The sequence below is a fragment of the Pontibacter ummariensis genome (genome assembly GCF_900188175.1).
GTDB lineage: Bacteria > Bacteroidota > Bacteroidia > Cytophagales > Hymenobacteraceae > Pontibacter > Pontibacter ummariensis.
On the sequence record NZ_FZOQ01000009.1, the window covers coordinates 24,818 to 44,021 of the forward strand.

General features: G+C 50.6%; 16 protein-coding genes. 6 read left to right on the forward strand and 10 right to left on the reverse strand.

What is annotated here, in order from left to right; genetic code table 11:
• Positions 1-77: 77 nt before the first annotated feature.
• The 5 genes from ccoN to CHB92_RS11110 form a co-directional block, all read right to left on the reverse strand.
• Positions 78-2,267: a cytochrome-c oxidase, cbb3-type subunit I gene (gene ccoN / locus CHB92_RS11090; protein ID WP_245842492.1), complete on the reverse strand. Its 2,190-nt coding sequence runs from the start codon at positions 2,265-2,267 to the stop codon at positions 78-80.
• Positions 2,268-3,025: 758 nt separating this feature from the next.
• A complete protein-coding gene (gene ccoS, locus CHB92_RS11095) occupies positions 3,026-3,202 on the reverse strand; it encodes a cbb3-type cytochrome oxidase assembly protein CcoS (RefSeq protein WP_089319282.1) in 177 nt (58 codons plus the stop codon).
• Positions 3,203-3,340: 138 nt separating this feature from the next.
• A complete protein-coding gene (locus CHB92_RS11100; protein ID WP_089319283.1) occupies positions 3,341-5,746 on the reverse strand; it encodes a heavy metal translocating P-type ATPase in 2,406 nt (801 codons plus the stop codon).
• A 484-nt stretch (positions 5,747-6,230) separates the two neighbouring features.
• The gene (locus tag CHB92_RS11105) at positions 6,231-6,764 is read right to left on the reverse strand and encodes a plastocyanin/azurin family copper-binding protein (protein WP_179223017.1); all 534 of its coding nucleotides are present in this window, start codon (positions 6,762-6,764) and stop codon (positions 6,231-6,233) included.
• 37 nt (positions 6,765-6,801) lie between these two features.
• A complete protein-coding gene (locus CHB92_RS11110) occupies positions 6,802-8,556 on the reverse strand; it encodes a L,D-transpeptidase family protein (RefSeq protein WP_089319285.1) in 1,755 nt (584 codons plus the stop codon).
• A gap of 351 nt (positions 8,557-8,907) precedes the next feature.
• Here CHB92_RS11110 and CHB92_RS11115 point away from each other — a divergent pair, with 351 nt between their 5' ends.
• Positions 8,908-10,806, forward strand: a complete 1,899-nt coding sequence (locus tag CHB92_RS11115; RefSeq protein ID WP_245842493.1) for a M1 family metallopeptidase — start codon at positions 8,908-8,910, stop codon at positions 10,804-10,806.
• Between the two features lie 134 nt (positions 10,807-10,940).
• On the opposite strand, the gene CHB92_RS11120 is transcribed toward CHB92_RS11115, so the two are convergent.
• Complete coding sequence (locus CHB92_RS11120) at positions 10,941-11,432, reverse strand: YciE/YciF ferroxidase family protein (protein WP_089319287.1); 492 nt, start codon at positions 11,430-11,432, stop codon at positions 10,941-10,943.
• Positions 11,433-11,725: 293 nt separating this feature from the next.
• Here CHB92_RS11120 and CHB92_RS11125 point away from each other — a divergent pair, with 293 nt between their 5' ends.
• A complete protein-coding gene (locus CHB92_RS11125; protein WP_089319288.1) occupies positions 11,726-12,619 on the forward strand; it encodes a cyanophycinase in 894 nt (297 codons plus the stop codon).
• A 12-nt stretch (positions 12,620-12,631) separates the two neighbouring features.
• On the opposite strand, the gene CHB92_RS11130 is transcribed toward CHB92_RS11125, so the two are convergent.
• On the reverse strand, positions 12,632-13,567 hold the full coding sequence (locus CHB92_RS11130; RefSeq protein ID WP_089319289.1) for an isoaspartyl peptidase/L-asparaginase family protein: 936 nt from the start codon (positions 13,565-13,567) through the stop codon (positions 12,632-12,634).
• Between the two features lie 167 nt (positions 13,568-13,734).
• Between CHB92_RS11130 and CHB92_RS11135 the strand changes: the two genes are divergently transcribed.
• Positions 13,735-14,103 (forward strand): DUF3127 domain-containing protein, encoded by a 369-nt coding sequence (locus tag CHB92_RS11135; RefSeq protein WP_089319290.1) that lies wholly within the window; start codon positions 13,735-13,737, stop codon positions 14,101-14,103.
• Between the two features lie 170 nt (positions 14,104-14,273).
• Positions 14,274-14,906: an RNA-binding domain-containing protein gene (locus tag CHB92_RS11140; protein WP_089319291.1), complete on the forward strand. Its 633-nt coding sequence runs from the start codon at positions 14,274-14,276 to the stop codon at positions 14,904-14,906.
• A 33-nt stretch (positions 14,907-14,939) separates the two neighbouring features.
• On the opposite strand, the gene CHB92_RS11145 is transcribed toward CHB92_RS11140, so the two are convergent.
• Positions 14,940-15,395 carry a toxin-antitoxin system YwqK family antitoxin gene (locus tag CHB92_RS11145; RefSeq protein ID WP_089319292.1) on the reverse strand — a complete coding sequence of 152 codons (456 nt, stop codon included), beginning with the start codon at positions 15,393-15,395 and terminating at the stop codon, positions 14,940-14,942.
• 288 nt (positions 15,396-15,683) lie between these two features.
• Here CHB92_RS11145 and CHB92_RS11150 point away from each other — a divergent pair, with 288 nt between their 5' ends.
• Positions 15,684-17,111: a PhoH family protein gene (locus tag CHB92_RS11150; protein WP_089319293.1), complete on the forward strand. Its 1,428-nt coding sequence runs from the start codon at positions 15,684-15,686 to the stop codon at positions 17,109-17,111.
• Positions 17,112-17,433: 322 nt separating this feature from the next.
• On the opposite strand, the gene CHB92_RS11155 is transcribed toward CHB92_RS11150, so the two are convergent.
• Both CHB92_RS11155 and CHB92_RS11160 read right to left on the reverse strand, forming a co-directional pair.
• Positions 17,434-17,970, reverse strand: a complete 537-nt coding sequence (locus CHB92_RS11155) for a DinB family protein (protein WP_089319294.1) — start codon at positions 17,968-17,970, stop codon at positions 17,434-17,436.
• Positions 17,954-18,562 (reverse strand): SRPBCC family protein, encoded by a 609-nt coding sequence (locus tag CHB92_RS11160; protein ID WP_179223018.1) that lies wholly within the window; start codon positions 18,560-18,562, stop codon positions 17,954-17,956. The genes CHB92_RS11155 and CHB92_RS11160 overlap by 17 nt, the downstream gene beginning before the upstream one ends.
• Positions 18,563-18,742: 180 nt before the next feature.
• Here CHB92_RS11160 and CHB92_RS11165 point away from each other — a divergent pair, with 180 nt between their 5' ends.
• Positions 18,743-19,195 (forward strand): YkvA family protein, encoded by a 453-nt coding sequence (locus CHB92_RS11165; RefSeq protein ID WP_089319296.1) that lies wholly within the window; start codon positions 18,743-18,745, stop codon positions 19,193-19,195.
• The last annotated feature ends 9 nt before the right edge of the window (positions 19,196-19,204 follow it).

A 19,204-nucleotide genomic window follows, 5' to 3' on the forward strand; every position in this document is an offset into this window, starting at 1 on the left:
AAGAACAAAAGACAGAAAGCTTCTTATACTGTTGTACAATGGTGCCTTTACTCTTTTGCCTTACCCCTTTGTCAGTTTTACTGTTCCTCGGTTTTTACTTTGATGTCCGTGCCCAGGCGCTGCAGGTAGGCGATCAGGGCAACGATTTCCGTCTCAGGTCTTACCTCCAGGCCTTCTTTAGCCAGCTGGGTGGTAATCTCATTTGCCTGCTTCATCAGCTCCTCATTTGCGTTCTGGATGTAGCTGTCTTCGTAAGGTACGCCCAGCTTTTTCAGCGTCGTCAGTTTGTCCTGTGTCGTGCTCAGGTCAATGTCCTGCTCAAAAAGCCAAGGGTAAGACGGCATGATCGAGCCTGGTGACATAGCGGTAGGGTCCATCATGTGGTGGTAGTGCCAGGAGTGCGGGTACTTGCCGCCGACACGGTGCAAATCCGGACCGGTACGCTTGGAACCCCATAGGAAGTTATGGTCATACACGAACTCACCTGCTTTAGAATACTCGCCGTAGCGCTCTGTTTCTGACCGGAAAGGGCGAACCATTTGGGTATGGCAGTTCACACAGCCTTCCTTGATGTAGAGGTCACGGCCCTGCAACTCCAGTGACGTGTAAGGCATTACACTGGCAATTGTCGGCACGTTCGACTTAATCACGAAAGCCGGGATGAACTCTACCAGACCACCGATCAGGATAGCAATCGTCGCGAAGATGGCCATCTGCGTCGGACGCTTTTCGATCCAGCTGTGCCAGTGTCCTGCGTTCAGGCTGGCGGAAGGAACTACCACCGGCGCCTCTGTACGCTCGTTGGCAACCAACTTGCCTGCTTTTGCCGTCTTGTACAGGTTGAACACCATCAGGAACACGCCGCTCAGGTACAGCACGCCACCCACACCACGCATGTAGTACATCGGCACGATCTGCAGTACAGTCTCCAGGAAGTTAGGATACAGCAGCATGCCTTCTTCTGAGAACTGCTTCCACATCAGGCCTTGTGTAAAGCCAGCCCAGTACATCGGGATGGCATAAAACAGGATACCCAGGGTGCCCAGCCAGAAGTGTGTATTCGCAAGTTTAGTTGAGTGTAGTTGCGTTTTATACAGGCGTGGGAACAGCCAGTACAGCATGGCAAAAGTCAGGAAGCCGTTCCAGCCAAGGGCACCAACGTGCACGTGCGCTACAATCCAATCCGTAAAGTGGGCAATGGCGTTCACGTTTTTCAGCGACAGCATTGGCCCCTCGAACGTAGCCATACCGTAAGCTGTAATAGCCACTACCATAAACTTCAGGATAGGATCGACTCGCACCTTGTCCCAGGCCCCACGCAGGGTAAGCAGGCCGTTGATCATACCGCCCCAGCTAGGCGCGATCAGCATCACGGAGAAAACCACACCCAGCGACTGTGCCCAGTCTGGCAAAGCTGTGTAAAGCAAGTGGTGTGGACCAGCCCAGATATAAATAAAGATCAGGGACCAGAAGTGAATGATAGACAGGCGGTAAGAGTATACCGGGCGATTCGCTGCTTTAGGCAGGAAGTAGTACATCAGGCCCAGGAACGGCGTGGTCAGGAAGAACGCTACCGCATTGTGGCCATACCACCACTGCACCAGCGCGTCCTGCACCCCAGCGTAACCTGAGTAGCTCTTCAGGAAGTTTACCGGCATCTCGTAAGAGTTCACAATGTGCAGTACCGCCACCGTCAGGAACGTAGCGATGTAGAACCAGATGGCCACGTACAGGTGCTTCTCACGACGCTTGGCAATCGTGCCGAACATGTTCCAGCCGAACACCACCCAGATGAGGGTAATCGCGATATCAATCGGCCATTCCAGCTCCGCATACTCTTTTGAGGTTGTAATACCAAGCGGAAGCGTGATCACTGCCGACAGGATGATCAGCTGCCACCCCCAGAAGTTGATCTTGCTGAGCATATCGCTGTACATACGCGTTTTGCACAGGCGCTGCAGCGAGTAATATACGCCCATAAAGATGGCGTTGCCCACAAAGGCAAAGATCACTGCATTCGTGTGCAAGGGCCTAACGCGACCGAACGTGGTGTACTGCGTGCCCATGTTTACATCAGGGTTTGCTAACTGGAAGGCGATGATCACCCCGATGAGCATCCCAGCGATACCCCAGAAAACCGTGGCGATACCAAAATCCCGAACGATCTTGTTGTCATAAAAGAACGTGTCGGTCACTCCCTTGTCCGGCCCTTTTGGGATAAGCGGTTCGGGGGAGGTTTTTAAGACTTCTTCTACATTAGTTGACATGTGCGGTGTCCTCCATTTTGTTTAGTTTTTCTATTGGTTGTTTGATGATTTTCCACTCAAATCCAGCAAGTGCGCAGGTCTTTCGGTGAGCTGGGCTTAGTTTCCCTCTCCTGCTCTACAAAATTCTTAAATACCCCCGCCGGAAAAGATGATGCAGGTCACCTTTAGGTATGATTGATGTCAGCAAAGGCTGCTAAAAAGAGAGGATTCAAGGAAATTGAGGAGAAAATGATGCAATTTGGCTAGTAAGAAGCCCCGCTAGCTCCAACTGGGCGGTACTTATAGGGAATGAGACTGTTTATTAAATTGGTGGCCCCGAGGGAGCAACGCGAAACAGGTCATTTAGATAAGACAGCTGGAGGAGCAAAGCTTTTCTATAACCTTAGAGGATAGGATATACTTGTCCCTGCTGCTCAAGTGCAGACATCTACTACAGGCGCATGAATTCCTACTTTAGAGCAGGTCCGTTTCATGCTTCCTTTTTGTCATCCTGTTAAATATCTTGTTAACAGAGGGCCTCGTATCCTTGCCAGTAGTCATGGCTTAACCTCGCGGGGTAAAGGACCCTCTTTTCCTACCAGGTTCCTTAACAGAATGACAATGGCTACTTTAGCACTACAGTTTTAGAATGAAATAACCCTACCTCTTCCGAAGGTTTAGAGGGTATAAAACAGCCTAACGCTACGTCTGATGCGCAGCCTTGTCCCAAAGCAGATCCAGGCATGTGTACCAAAGGGTTAGCCACTGTTCAAGCCTCCTTACTTTCTACTACTGTCTTTGCTGTTTCCGCTAGTTGCCTCATTCTCGAAGAGCATGCGCACGGCTGGGGTATAATCGTCCTCGTACTGCCCGGATTTAACGGCCCACAGAAAGGCGAGCAGAAAGCCGGAAGCCACTGTAACGCTGATACCAATTAATAGGAATATGATAAACATGGCTAGATCATTTTAAGTCATGAACTCGATTAATACTGCCCCATGTTCTCTCATGTCTTCAAGAATCACGGAACAGCTTTAACTCTTAGCTCCTCAGACACGCACAGGAGCTGCGCACGCTTTGAAGTCCCTTCTTTCTTATAAGCCTGCCTTTTTCGCGGCAAAACGCACCGACAGGGTGGCGAACAGAATCACACTGATGGAGCTGATCGGCATCAGGACGGCAGAGATGATTGGTGTGAACAGCCCCTGTACAGCCAGGGTTAAGCCTACCACGTTGTATAGCAGCGATACTGCGAAACTGGCCAGGATAATGTTCATCGTCTTCTTGGAGAAGCCCAGGAACTTGCTCAGTTTGTCAAAAGCCGTGGCGTCCAGGATAGCGTCGCAGGAAGGAGAGAAATTGGTGATGCTGTTTGTGAGGGCAACACCGGCATCGCTCTGTTTTAAAGCCCCCGCATCATTCAGGCCATCCCCTACCATCAGCACATGACGGTGTTGCTTTTTCAGGTGCTGTATGTACTCCAGCTTCTGCACCGGCGACTGGTTAAAGTTCAGCTCAGCCTCCTTGCCCAGCAACTCCCGCAAACGGGCCTCCTCGTGGTCATTATCCCCTGAGAGTACAGCTATTTTACTGCCTTTTAACTGTTGTAGCACTTCTTTCAGCCCTTCACGGTACACATTAAAAAAGGTATAGTACCCCAGGACTTTCCCGTTCAACGATACATAAACCGTTGTTTTAAGCGTGTCTTTAACTTTATCGGTGTTAACACCTATGTATGAAGCAGAACCAAGGCGAACCAGTACGCCCTCTACCTCTCCGGAAATTCCTTTCCCGGCCACTTCTTTAAAATCCTGCACCTCTAGGGTCTCCCCTTTCAAATGCTGAAAAATACGCTGGCTCAGGGGGTGCGTGGAGTGCTGCAATACAGACCTGATCAGCCGCTCCTGCTCTCGTGTTAGAGCTTTGCCGCTATAGGTTAGTTCTGCCGCGCTAGGCTCCGTCAAGGTACCGGTTTTATCAAAAACCACTGTATCGATCTTTGCCAACGTTTCTACTACTGCCGTGTTTTTAAGGTAGAACTTGTTCTTCCCGAAGATGCGCAGCGTGTTGCCATGCACAAAAGGCGTAGACAAGGACAAAGCGCAAGGGCAAGCAATGATGAGAACCGAGGTAAAGGCTTTCATGGCCATGCTGATGTCGCGCGGTACCCAGTAAGCCAGGGCACCAGCGGCCACAATTAACGTGACGATGATAAACCATTTACCCGCTACGTTCGCGTAGGTCTCCATGGTCTGCTCCTCGTTTTTAGAGAACACCGTATCATTCCAGAGTTGTGTCAGGTAGCCTTGAGATACTTCCTTCACTACCTCCAGCTCCACACTCTCGCCTACCTGGCGCCCCCCGGCATAGATTACTTCACCCACCACTTTCTCTACAGGCTCGGACTCCCCGGACACGAAACTGTAGTCGATCATGGCGCTGCCTCTCAGCAGGATGGCATCAGCCGGGATCAGTTCCTGGTTACGAATGCGGATGCGGTTCCCAACTTTCAGGTTACGCACCGCTACCGATTCCTCCTCCCCGTTCTCCTTCAGCACGGTAACAGATACCGGGAAGTAAGAGGTATAGTCTCTGTCAAAAGAAAGGGTATCGTAGCTCTTCTGCTGAAAATACTTACCGATCAGCATAAAGAAAACAAGTCCGGTAAAGGAGTCGAGGTAACCGGGGCCTGTACCTGTTACGATCTGGTACACACTGACACAGAACAGAGCCAGCAAGCCGGTGGCAATGGGCAGGTCGATGTTGACCATGCGCTGCCGGATACCCTGTATGGCTGACACGAAAAAGCCCTGAGCGCTGTAGAAGAAAACAGGCAGGGAAAGCAAGAGGCTCAGGTAGCCAAAAAACTTCCCGTAGTCGCGTTGTACTTCCTCCCCCAAGGCCAGGTAATCCGGGAAGGCCAACAGCATCACGTTCCCAAAGCAGAAACCAGCCACACCTAGTTTAAAGATGAGGCTGTTGCTTTTCTTCTTTTCCTTTTTTCCGTCTGTATCGGCTAGCGTTATCGCAGGCTCATAGCCGATCTGGGCCAGGAGCTGCACGACTTCGCGCAGGGTCGTCTTCTGGTGGAAATAGGTTATCGACACCTCCTTGCGCAGGAAGTTGACCGTCGACTCAGACACTCCCGCATTCAGCTTAAACAGGTTTTCCAGCAGCCAGATGCAGGAGCTGCAATGCATCTGCGGAATGTAAAAGGTCAGTTTGCAGATAGTGTCGTTCTTGAAGTTAATGAGCTGTGCTTCTACGCCAGCATCATCCAGGTAAGCAAAACGGGACAGTGCGGCAGCTCTTTTTGCTGTAGTGCCAGGGCTTTGCTCAAAACTATAGTAAGTACAGAGGTTGTTTTCCTCCAGCAGTTCGTAGACGTTTTTACAACCGGCGCAGCAAAACGCTTTCTCATGTGCTACAATGAGCTCTTCAACACAGCTATCGCCACAGTGGTAACAAGTCTGAATATTGGTTTGGAGTGCGGTATCCATCTCAATCTTCTTATAAGGTTCTCATACAAAAGTACTTCTGATGCCAGCCTTAAAAGATGATGAATGTCAGTGCAGCGAGTGATCCTTGTCAGTGTGAGGGGATGAAGAAGCGTGCATCTTTGTAATCGTAAGGCGGCTGGTAAACAGCTGCCGAAGACAAAAGAGGCAGATCCAGAAAAGCTTTTGGAACCGCCTCATGCGAAAGGATTAGAGTTTAGTTTAGTTATAATATGGTGTTAGCGAAGTATGAGAACCATGCTCGCAAGAAAGGCAGGTTACTTTGTAGCCTGCCTTTCTATCTTCTGAAGGATAGGTGCGTTCGGATGCGACATAAGAGAGGCGAGTCATTTACGCTCACCTGCTTTGCATCACTGCTATGTAAAGGGCGACTTGAGGTTACTCGCAAATCAAGCCTCTTGCTTTATAACTCGCCGGCAGCGTAGCTGTTGCCTGAGAAGGAGACCTGTACACCAGTTGGCTCGCTTTATTCTTCTACCAGCAACGTGCCATGCATTAGCTTCCAATGGCCGGGGTAGGTACAAACAAAGTCATAAGCCCCCGGCTCAGTAGGCGCGGTAAAGTTCAGCTCCACCGTTTGCCCGGGAAGGGCCATGGGCGAAGCCGCCACTACCAAGGGCATGTCAGGCACGTAATTCCCCGATGCGCCTACTTCCTCAGCCGCCAGGGCCACCTCCTGGTAAGCCCCTGGCTGGGTAAACACCACGTTGTGTACCATGGGCATGTCTATTCCTTCATTCACGAGCACCATTTTCACAAGTGCTCCCGAACTTACTGTCAAAGTGTCTTCCGCATAGGCGATCTCCTCGAGGGTATTCCCCACGGCATGCAGAATAAGTTCCTCTACGGGTTGCAGAGTAGTGTCCGGCTCCTCTTCCACGGGCACATTCTCTACTACAGCAGGGGCTACCTCTGTCACCACATTCTCCTCTTCTGCCTGCTGACAGCTGTAAGTGGCTAAGAGAAACGTAGCCAGCACGATGTAAAAAGTCTTTTTCATAATGTACTGCCTTTCCGAAAAGCAAGGCTTATTTTTCTTAGCTGAAATACTCCCGCTCCAGCCTTTGATCATGTCCGTACAAGTCCTGCAGAAAATGAATCTCACCCTTATCATCTACCCAGGATGTAAAATATACGATGTACACCTGCACGCGTTTTGGAAGGGTTATCCAGGTCTCGTCTTTGCCTTTCATGGTGGTAAGTATTTTATTTTCATCCCACTCGGGCATGCCTTCAAGTAAATACTTGGCCAGTTCTACGGGCTTCTCAACCCGTACGCAGCCGTGGCTAAAATCGCGGCTGGTCTCCTGGAACAGGACGTCGGCAGGCGTGTCGTGCAGGTATACGGAATACTGGTTGGGGAAAAGAAATTTAATCATGCCCAGGGAGTTGTTAGGCCCTGGTCGCTGCCGCACGCGGTAGGTGAAATTGTCTTCCGTTACACTGCTCCAGTTAATGGCATAAGGCGAAACTGTTCTGGGGTTACTTTCCCGCGTCACCACCTCCATGTCATGCTCGGCCAGCCAGCTTGGGTTTTTCAGCATGTGCGGTTTGATCTCGTTTGCAACGATGCTGTTCGGTACATTCCAGTACGGGGCCATCACCACGTACTCCAGTTTATCGCTGAAGATCGGAGTAGAGTGCATGGTCTTACCCACGATCACCTTCATGTTCATAACCTCCTTGTACTTCCGCTCTGCCTCCGGGTCGTTGTTCGGGTCTTCGTAGACATACATCTTAAACTCGGGAATATTCACCCAGATAAACTGTTGGTCCAGGCTTTTGGGGACCAGGCGCTTCGGGAGCCAGCGCCATCGCTCCATGTTAATCTGGATCTGCCTGATCCTATCCTCTATGGGTACGTTGAGCATCGTCAGGGTGGCGCCCCCCACAACACCGTCCTGCTTCAGGCCGTGCAGCCGCTGAAAGCGCTTTACCTGCTCTTCCAGTTCTTCGTCGTATATGCGCAACTCTGGGTCTTCGCTGCGGGTCAAGCGCTGACCGGGATTCAGTCTTTCCCGGAGCTTGAGTACAAGTTCAGAAGTATCCCCTTTCTCCAGCTTTTTCTTGTCGGCCAGGTTTATCACAGGCCAGCCGCCCTTTGCCTGCAGGTCCCGGTACTCCTGTAGCTTTTCGCGTAACTTGATATAGCCTTCGTGCAGCGCCTCAAACTCGTAGTAGGGATAGGTACTCTCCCGCTCCTCCAGAATTGTCTGCAGCGCCTTGTGCAGCTTCACCTTGTTTTTCTTGACATCCCAGTGCACATTGTTGTCTTCGTGCGGATTAACACGCCCCCGGTAAAAATCAGAGGCGTAGTTGAAGTAGGAGGCAGTCAGGGCTACATCTATCTTCTGTTGCAGGTCCAGCCGGGCAGAGTCCTGCGGGGCCATTTCGCTGTACTTTTCCAGCATCTTTTTTATGTCTACCACCTGGTAGTCGTCCGGATCTAAGCCTTCTTTATCAGCTCTTTCTATGGTAGCAAAAAGTTTCTCTACCTGCGGCACCAGCTCATTGTCTTTAAACCAGGCCAGTTCGTAGTCACGGTCACCATAGAAAAGAAACATAAAGTCCTCATGCTCCTTAAACGCTGGCTCTTTGCTAAGGTACTGCTGCACAAAAACACTATCGGTGGAGGCCTGCGGCAAAGCTTTGCCTTCAAAAATTCCTTCTGACGCGCTGGAAAGATCGAAGTCTCCACCTCCAGAATTTATCTGGTTACAGCTCGCCAACAGCCACAGCCCGATAAGGGCCCATAACCGTATATCTAAGTATTTGCATCTATCTGAAATCATATGTATATCCGTTTGTGAAGGTCATTTCCTCCTTTGCCAGCAGTTTTTATCTCAGAGTTTGCAGTCCAAGCGTTTTATTAGATTTATACAATAAAAGACTTGCTCGCATCAGTTGTGAGGAATTGTTCCTTTATGTACTACAAAACAGTGCAAAATGTTATAGGTGGCTTACTCCCCTCCTGCTGCTTCGCGGAGAGAGCGATACAGGGCACTGCTTTCCTTTTGCTTAACATATTACATGCACTAATGATTTCGCGCCAGCTGGTTTTGGCACAGGCTGTGCTGTAAAAGCCCTGTTTCCCGGTTCGGCAATAATGCCTAACTTACAACCTAAAGACCAAGCCTTAACCTATGAGATTGTACCAACGTTGCTTACTCGGGCTCAGCCTGGCTGGTAGCCTGCAGCTAGCCTCCTGTTCTACCCAACCTACAAAAGACGATGAAACGATGACGCAAGCACAAAGCGATTTAGCCATGGCCGCTGCCGATGCACACAGCTACGCCAAGCCAACGGAGGCCGTTGCGCGCCACCTGGACCTGGACCTGGACGTGAACTTCGACCAGAAAATTCTTAGTGGCACTGCGGCTTACCAGATCGAGAACCTGACCGGCACCGACCAGATTATTTTCGACACGCGGGACCTGGAGATAGAAAAGGTTTTCCTGGGCGAGGAAATGGAGGAAACCACCTTCCGGCTGGGGGACTCGAAGGAGTACCTGGGCCGTCCGCTGATCGTGGACATAAAGCCTGACACGAAGAAAGTAACAATCCAATACAAGACCTCTCCCAATGCGGCTGCTCTGCAGTGGCTGAACCCGCAGCAGACAGCAGGTAAAAAAGACCCGTTCCTGTTCACACAGTCACAGGCCATCCTCGCCCGTACCTGGATTCCGATTCAGGACAGTCCGGGAATCCGCATCACCTATAACGCGCAAGTGAAAGTACCGGAAAACCTGCTGGCCGTGATGAGTGCTGAAAACCCGGTAGAAAAAAACAACACCGGCGTATATACCTTCGAGATGGAACAGCCGATTCCCTCTTACCTGATGGCCTTATCTGTCGGGGATTTGGTGTTTCGGCAAGTGGGACCGCAAACGGGTATCTATGCGGAACCTGCCACGATAGAGGCAGCGGCTTACGAGTTCGCAGAGCTGGATAAAATGCTGGAGGCCGCAGAGAAACTCTATGGCAAGTACCGCTGGGACCGCTATGATTTGCTGGTGCTACCACCATCGTTCCCTTTCGGGGGCATGGAGAACCCTCGCCTCACCTTTGTAACGCCTACCGTGCTGGCAAAGGATCGATCCCTCACAAGTTTAATTGCCCATGAGCTGGCGCATAGCTGGAGCGGGAACCTGGTGACCAATGCCACCTGGAATGACTTCTGGCTGAACGAGGGCTTTACCGTTTACTTCGAGCGCCGTATCATGGAAGAACTCTATGGCAAAGAATACGCTGACATGCTGCAGGTGCTGGGCTACCAGGACCTGACAAACACCCTCAACGACCTGGGGCCTGGTAGTGCAGACACCCGCCTGAAACTGGACCTGGAGGGCCGCGACCCGGATGAGGGCCTGACCGATATTGCGTACGAGAAAGGTAACTTTTTCCTGCGGAACATCGAGCGGGCTGTCGGCCGCGAGCGCTTCGATGCCTTCCTGAACAAGTACTTTAGCACCTTCGCCTTCCAAAGCACCAATACCGATAAGTTTCTGGACTTTCTGCGAAGTGAGCTGATCCAGGGGGACGAAGCACTAGCTAAAAAGATCAACATAGAAGGGTGGGTGTACAGCCCGGGCTTACCGGAGGACTTCCAAAAGCCGACCTCTGCCCGCTTTGCCCAAGTGGAGGAAGCCTTTCAGAGCTGGATAAGCGGAAAACCTGCCGCACAACTGGACACCAAAGACTGGTCGAGCCACGAATGGCTGCATTTTATCCGGATGCTGCCTGAGAGCATGACGCAGCAACAGATGGCAGAACTGGACAGGGCGTTCAACTTCACCAACTCCGGCAACTCCGAGGTGCTGGCTGCCTGGTTCCTGCACGCCATCCGGAACAATTATACGACAGCAGACCAGGCTCTGGAGGCTTTCCTGACAAAGGTAGGCCGCCGCAAATTCCTGGTCCCTATTTACAAGGCGCTCATCGCCACACCGGAGGGCAAGAAAAAGGCACTGGCCATTTATGCCAAGGCAAGGCCTAATTACCATGCCGTGTCTACCGTTACCTTAGATGAACTGCTGAAGTAAACAGAAAACAGAAAGGGCTGCTTTTTTAGCAGCCCTTTCTGTTTATGACCAAGTGAAAAGCTCTGTAACCTTCCTACCCGCTTGGAGAGCCAGGCGAAGGTACAGAGCCTTTCCAATATCACTTTAAAGCGATGTTACCGTTCGGCTCTCATGTTTACTGCCTCCTCGGCAATAATCGTCAGTCGTTGGTCTGTCGCTTTCTCTTCGTCGAGTGTTCGGAGCAATTGATCCAGGACGTCTTTCATACCCAGTTCCTTCGCATAGGTACATACGGTACCGTACGCAGCGATCTCGTAGTGCTCTACCCGCTGGGCGCAGGCAATAAGGGCGGCATCCATCACACTAGCGTCAGCCCTTTCATTCATCATGGACTCACACTCCCGGATAATGCCTTCCATCGCTTTGCATTTCTCGCCAGAAGACTTCTCACCCAATTTTTCAAACACCATGTCCAGGCGCTCAATCTGCTTTTGGGTCACCTGTAGGTGATCCTGGAAAGCACCTTTTAGTTTCTCGGATGAACAGGCGTCTATCATCTTAGGTAATGCCTTCGTGATCTGCTGTTCTGCACTATAGATATCTTTCAGTTCGTGGATCAAAAGGTCTTTTAAATTATTAAGTTTCATAGCTTGGAAAGGTTACGCGTTTAAAAATTCTGTTTGTTATTAAGCTTGTGCACTTCTATACGGCACACCCCTGCCTGAGTTTAATTCTATAACTTTTTATTAGTAAACCGGCCTTTTGACTTAGCAACAGTATTCAACAATATAACCTTTTATATATAGTGGCAATAAAAGCCCTGTCCCAGGCCTTTTGCCGCTTTTAAAATGAAACGAAATCGGCCGAAAGGGGTACTCTTAGTTTAGAAGTTTCTGAAAAGGGACGCTAAAAGAAAAGAAGAAAGAAAAGCTGTTTACCTGTGGACATACCAAAAGGAAAACTTATTGCTGTAGGCGGTAACGAAGACAAGGGCTCCTACCCTAACCCTAAATCGAAGAAGAAGTACTACCTGGACTTTTTTGAGTTGGGGATACTCAAGCGCTTCCTGCAGGAAATTCAGGCCAAAAGGCCACACATCGAAGTAATTACAACCGCTTCTATGATACCAGAGGAGGTGGGGCAGCGCTACGCCAGCGCCTTTGGCATATTAGGGATCGAAAACGTGCACCTGATGCACATTCGGAATGAAGAAGACGCCCGGCTACCAGAATACCTGGAGCGTATCCGGAAAGCAGACGGCGTGATGTTCAGCGGAGGAGATCAGGCACGAATTACACGCATGTTCCTGAACACCGAGCTGTTGGAGGTGCTCAAGCACCGTTACTGGAACGAGGACTTCGTGATTGCCGGCACCAGCGCAGGCGCCATGGCCATGTCTAAAGTGATGATCAAAGGGGGAAGCGCCCCGGAGTCGCTGCTGCGCGGATCTGTAAAGATAGGACAAGGGCTGTGCCTGATCGAAGGCGTGATCATCGATACCCACTTTGTGACCCGGGGCCGCTTCGGGCGCCTGATGGAGGCTGTCGTGACGCATCCGAAAACAGTGGGCATCGGCCTGGGAGAGGATACCGGGGTGCTGATAACGGATGGTTGCCTGATCGAAACGATTGGCTCTAATCTAGTGGTGGTGGCTGACGGGCACGAGGTCCGTTATACCAATGTGAACGAGGTGGAGCAGGGCCGTCCGGTAGCCATTGACAACATGGTGATGCACGTGCTGGCCAAAGGCAACCTCTATGACATCACCTCCCGCACCTTTTACCGTAGCGAAGAGGATTACCATCTGGCGCAGCTACAATCTGCGGACCGCTAAGGCAAAAGGGCCCTACTGTTCCCTGTAGATACCTACAAAGGTGGGCTCCCCGTTCTTTTTGCTGGCGCGGTACATCCCCTCGGAGTTAAAGGACAGCACTACCTCCCCTGCTTTGTTTAGCGCAATGAGGCCCCCTTCCCCTCCAAACCTAACGAGCTTTTGCATGACCACTTCGTCGCAGGCCTGCTGCAGGCTTAAGCCTTTATATTCTATGAGGCAGGAAACGTCATAAGCCACGACGGCGCGCATAAAATACTCCCCGTGGCCAGTGCAGGAGATGGCACACGTGGCGTTATTGGCATAGGTACCGGCTCCAATGATAGGGGTGTCTCCGATACGGTTGTAGTTTTTGTTCGTCATACCGCCCGTAGAGGTGGCTGCGGCGGTATGTCCGTTTTGATCTAAGGCCACCGCCCCCACGGTACCGAACTTCGCATCTACCTGCTCGGTGTGGTCCAGCATAAAAACAGCAGAGTCGCGTACCTCGCTCCACTGCTTATAACGGTGTGCATCAAAGAAGTAAGCCTCCGGGGCAAAGGCCAGACCATGGTTACGGGCAAAGTCCTCGGCCCCGTAGCCACTCAGCATCACGTGATCGGAGTGCTCCAACACGGCCCGTGCCAGTTTGATGGGGTTCTTCACACTTCGTACCCCGGCCACAGCCCCTGCTTCCAAAGTATTGCCGCACATGATAGCGGCATCCATCTCATGCTTCCCTTCCTTTGTAAATACAGATCCCCGCCCGGCATTGAACAAGGGGTTGTCCTCTAACAGGGTTACAGCGAGGTCTACTGCATCCAGGGCGCTACCCCCTGCTGCCAGCAACCCGTGCCCAGCCGTTACTGCCTCCTGCAGACCTGCCCGATAAGCTTTGTCCTGCTCCGGGGTCAGGTTTTTCTTTGTGATCGTGCCTGCTCCCCCGTGTATGGCAATCGCAATATTCTTCATTTCATCTAAAGTTTGGGCCTGCTCCTAGGTACGCCGCCTTGCGCGGGGCTGTTTTTACAGGCCTGAAAAGCAGTATAAATTTTGGGCCGAGAAAGGCTTCTAATGGACCCTTTTCAGCAGAAAAATGGTTATCTTTGTTCTAACTATAACCATTAAAAAAAGTAATTATGTCGTTTGATATCCAAGGAAAGCTGTACGAGTTATTTGAGGAGCAGCAGGTAAGTGACAAATTCAGAAAGCGTGAGTTTGTGCTTGAGATTCCTGATGGTTCTTATACTCAATACGTAAAGTTTCAGCTGACGCAGGATAAGTGCAGCCTGCTTGACGCTTACAAAAACGGTGATGAAGTAAAGGTAACGTTTAACCTGACCGGTAAACCCTTCACAAAGAACGGTACCACCATGTACTTCACCAACTTGCAGGCGTGGAGACTAGAGCCAGCCGCCAACAATTACGGTTCTCCCGCTGGTGCTCCTGCTCAGCCAGATGCTCCCTCTTTTTACAGCAGCGATGCCGACAACGACCTGCCTTTCTAAGCGAAGTCGTTTTATATACAAGTGCAAAAGCGGGCTCGAAAGGCTCGCTTTTTTTGTGCCTGCCCCTAACTGTAGTACGGTTTTTGAGTATGTGCTATGAGTAGAGCAGCACTTAATTCACTGCTGCGGCACTTACAATCCTTTTGTGCTGCTGTTATACAAGCATACCTATGGATGAAGAACTACAGCGCCTGATTTTGAGAGGCGAAAATGACGCGGTAGATTTTAAACAGCGCATTAATCAACCTGAAAAAATAGCCCGCACCCTGGTATCGTTTGCCAATACCCGCGGCGGCGTGTTGCTAGTAGGGGTAAAAGACAATGGGACGATCAGCGGCGTAGATCCGGAAGAAGAGAAACATACCCTCCAGCAGGCCGCGGACTTTTACTGCGACCCTCCGGTACAGTTACTCTATGAAGAGATAGAAGAGGATAAGCGTACCGTCCTGAAAGTAATTATCCCGGAGAGTTCCACCAAGCCGCACTTTGCAAAAGTAAAGGAAGATGACTGGCGGGGCTATGTACGGGTAAAGGATACCAGCGTGCAGACAAGCAAGATGGTGAATAAAGTACTTGCACAGGAAGAGGAGGAGCAAAACCAGTTGGAGCGCTTGCCCCTGGACCGTCACGAGCACTCGGTACTGGACTACTTAGAAAAGAATCCCCGCATCACGCTGCGGCAGTACATGAAACTTGGGAACCTCTCCGAGCGGCGCGCCTATCGCATCTTAGTTAAACTGGTCCTGCACGGCTACCTTCGCCTGCACGATAAAGAAAAGGAATATTACTATACCTTAAGCTAAAAAACAGCGTCGCAGCATGATGCTGTGGCTCTGTTACTTCTTACCGACCAGATTACCCCCTTCGTATAGTTCTGTGTGGGAGTAATCCCCCTGCGCGTCATACACCTTCCAGTCGCCGAACCAATAGTAATGTTCTACTGTGGAACTGTTACTCATGCGGGCATTCCCCTCTTTGGCTAATTCTCCGTTCTCGTGGAAAATCTGGACCCTGATCAGGTTACTCTGCCGGCTGTACTTTTCTTTCATGTACAGGACACCGCTTGGGTAGTAGTACTTCCAGGTACCCACTGCTGTCCCGTGCCTGTACCTGCCTTTGTGTATAAGCGCTTCGTCGTCTCCGAAAAAAACTTTCCACCGGCCATGGTACTCCCCCGCTTTGTCAAAGCGATTCATTCTGAAAAATAGGAAACCCTTTTTCGGCTTCTGTTTCGCCTGTGGCACAAGCGGCAGGCAAAACTGCAGGACCATTATCAGGAAGAGTGCTTTCATGGGCAACGGCTTTTGTATACATAACTGCAGTGATATGAAGGTATGAAATCTTTTTAATAACTAAAATATTAGTTTACAGGCACGCCAAACGTAAGCAACTTTATAACAGACAGGTATGAAGCCGTATAGCATCTCATGCTGTATACGCCACCAAAATCCTTCAAAAACAGGAAGGCGTATTTAGCCACCGATTGAAATATATCGTAAACAATATAAATCTTTCCTTAGTCAGGAATCAAAGCAATACCGATAGAGCCAATACCCTGTTTCACCCTAAACCCGAAGCTTATGGCCACTCCTACCCCCAAAGCCCCTAAAGCCAGTACCCCTCATTTGAAAGTAGCTACTAACGGAAAGTCCAAAAGAGCACCTAAGGCAAGCCCTAAAGCCGCAGAGGAGAACTTAAAAAAGGTTTTCGTGCTGGATACTTCTGTGATCCTGTATGACCATAGTGCCATCCAGAACTTCCAGGAACACGACGTAGCCATTCCGATCACCGTGCTGGAGGAACTCGACAATTTTAAGAAAGGAAACGACATTAAGAACTTTGAGGCACGTGAGTTTATCCGCTTTATCGACAAGCTCTCGTCGGAGCACCGCCTGCAGGAATGGCTCCCGCTAAACGGAAAGAACAAAGGCTACTTTAAGGTCTTGATGAATGAGGCGGCAGAGGTAAACGCGGTAAACATCTTTGGCACGAAAAACGACCACCGCATCCTGAATGCTGCCCTCCGTTTGCAACAGGAAAAGCCCGACTGCAAGGTCATCCTGGTAACCAAAGACATTAACCTGCGCCTGAAGGCCAGAGCGCTGAACATGACGGCAGAAGATTACGAGACCGGCAAAATACAGGATGTGGGAGAACTCTATACCGGAAACGATACGGTAGAGGACGTGCCGGCACAAATCATTAATGAGCTTTATGAGACGGGGCACTGTGAGCCCGAAAAAGTCCTGCAGACGCCGCCAGCAGACAACCACTTCTTTATTCTCAAAAGTTTCAAGAACTCGGTATTATCCTTTTACAACGCTGCCGAAAAGCAATTGGAGCGGGTAGACAAGCAGACAGCCTTTGGCGTAAAGCCACGCAATGCCGAGCAGGCCTTTGCCTTGCACGCCCTGCTCAACCCCCAGATCAAGCTGATCTCGATACAGGGGGTGGCCGGTACAGGTAAAACCCTGTTGGCCCTGGCCTCCGCCATTGAGCAACGCCGCGAGTACAAACAGATTTATCTGGCGCGCCCTGTCGTGCCACTCAGCAACAAGGACATTGGCTATTTGCCAGGAGACATTAAGTCGAAGCTGAACCCCTACATGGAGCCGTTGTGGGATAACCTGAAGTATATTCAGAATCAGTTCCCGGAAACCAGCAAGGAGTACCAGAAGCTGCGCGATATGGTGGACCTCGAGAAGCTGGTGATCACTCCCCTGGCTTATATCCGTGGCCGTAGCCTGTCTAACATTTTCTTTATAGTGGACGAGGCACAGAACCTGACGCCGCATGAAGTGAAGACCATTATCTCCCGGGCGGGCGAAAACACAAAGATCATTTTTACGGGAGACATTTACCAGATCGACACCCCTTACCTGGATTCCCAGAGCAACGGGCTCTCCTACCTGATTGACAGGGCCAAGAATCATCCGCTCTACGCCCACGTCCGCTTACTAAAAGGAGAGCGCTCCGAGCTGGCTAACCTGGCCAACGAGTTACTGTAAGACAGCATAAAATAGAAGGGAGGTCACAGTAAGATGACCTCCTTTCTGTTTTATGCCTCCTGCAGCAGCAAAGGCTGACACTGCTTTCGCCGGTGGCAGAGCAGGGAAAACACCAGCAAAGCGGCTGAATGGTTCATGCGCTCGACAAAAAGATGAAACAACAGTAGGTTCGTGTGAACAACAAACAATAGACAAGCTAGGCTATACCAAGAACCAGTGAGTATAGGCAGGCCCGCTGCTATCGCCTGTATCAGGCAACCGTTGTCTTCCGTAGCCGCTATCAGGCTGCGCCATTGGTGTTACATTTCGCCTTCGGAAATAACTACTGATGATGCTGCAAATACCTATCCTTTAAAATATTGAGGTGATGCCGTTCATGTGCTGCTATAAGGTAAATCAACCCTCTCAAGGACAAGCGACGGCCACTGGCAATGCCCGTTTTATCCAGCATCTTCTCTTTAAAGCTTTGGAACATCGCCAGGTTCGAACGCCGTACCAGTTCATATTCGTCCAGGATGTCTTTCAGTGTTCTGCTATTCGCCTGCGAGGTAGTGACGTACTTGTTTTCGTCATAGCCCGGGAGCGGAGTCTCCTCACCACGGCTAAAGCAAAGCGCGCGGTAGCCAAAGATACGTTCAGAGTCGACTAAGTGCTGTAACAGCTCCTTTACCGACCACTTGCCCGCTGCGTAACCTTCCGCTGCCCGTTCGTCCGGCAGGTCCTGTAACAAGTCCCGCAGGTCCTTCACCTGCTTCTCCATCAATGGCAGGATCTCTTCGTTTGCGGGCAGTTGGTCCATGTAAGGCTGGTACATGGAAGGATATTCCTCTGGGGTTGGCTTGTTAACGTGAAGTGGCATAAGCTTTTTTAGAATTGGTAAGGCTTTTCTTACTGTTGTTTTTCAACAATGTTTTAAGGCCTGCTAAGCCGGCCTCCAGTTCCCTCTCCCTTTTGTATCGCAGCAGCAGGCCCTTTACCCGGTTTAGGGGGCTGGTGCCATAGTTGGCCTGCTGCCGCCACACGATTTTAGTGCCCCCCCTCGTAGCCGCCAGGGTAAAGGTTCCGGTAATTTGGTTGGTATCGCTCTCCTCTGTCTGCAGGTAAGTTAAAGCACTGGGACTCGTTTCTTCTGTAAAGATTAGCTGGCCATTGCCCACTTTATCCCCACTCCACTGCATCCTGGCCCCTACGCCAGCCATTGGTCCACCGTAAAGGTGGATCATGGTGGGGTCTTCTGTTTTGTTACGGACGCTCCACTTCTCCCATTCCATCGGGTTGCTCAGGAGGGGGTACACCTCCTCCGGTTCAGCCTCAAGCACGGCAGCGTGCTCTATCAGGAGCACAGTAGGCAAGAGGTAGGTTGCCCCAAGCAGTACTGCCAAAACCAGTGGCAGTGTTATAAGCACCAGGTACTTCAGCTTCGTTTTTTTTAACACGGCGAATTGATTCAAGCTTGTACTATCGTTATGATAACATGTCCAATTTAAAGGACCTTTGAGCAAGGAAACAAGCGAGTAGCCATAAATATTTTAGTTTAAGTATACTTGCCAAAAGAACTGTAACCGCGGCCAAAGCACCCAATACGCCTAGGCTCACGTACAGGAGAATAATTGGAATAAATAACAAGAGATATGCTAAACGATTGGATACATAAAGGCCTTGTCTACTCTCAGAACCCGCTTTTTAAAAAGTTCATGGGCAAGGCAAGCGGCCTGTTCGCCAAGCCCCTGAAAATGGGCCTCATGCTCACCACTGCTTATAAAAAGTTAGTAAACACCGAAAGCACGGCAAGTGGTTTTGACCAGGTAAAGGATTATATGCAAACCTTTATCCGGCTAGTGAAGGCTTACATGAACGGCGACTACCGCAACGTTGCCACAAAGTCCCTCGTCATCGGAGTGGCGGTGTTGCTGTACTTCGTCTCCCCGCTGGACATAATCCCGGACTTTTTACCAGCCCTGGGCATATTGGATGACATCAGCCTGATGGCCTGGTTCATGGACACCTTCCAGAAAGAGATCGTGAAGTTCAGGCAATGGGAGTCGGACCAGAACTTTGACCACTATCGCATTGGTTCGCTATAACCTTTGTAC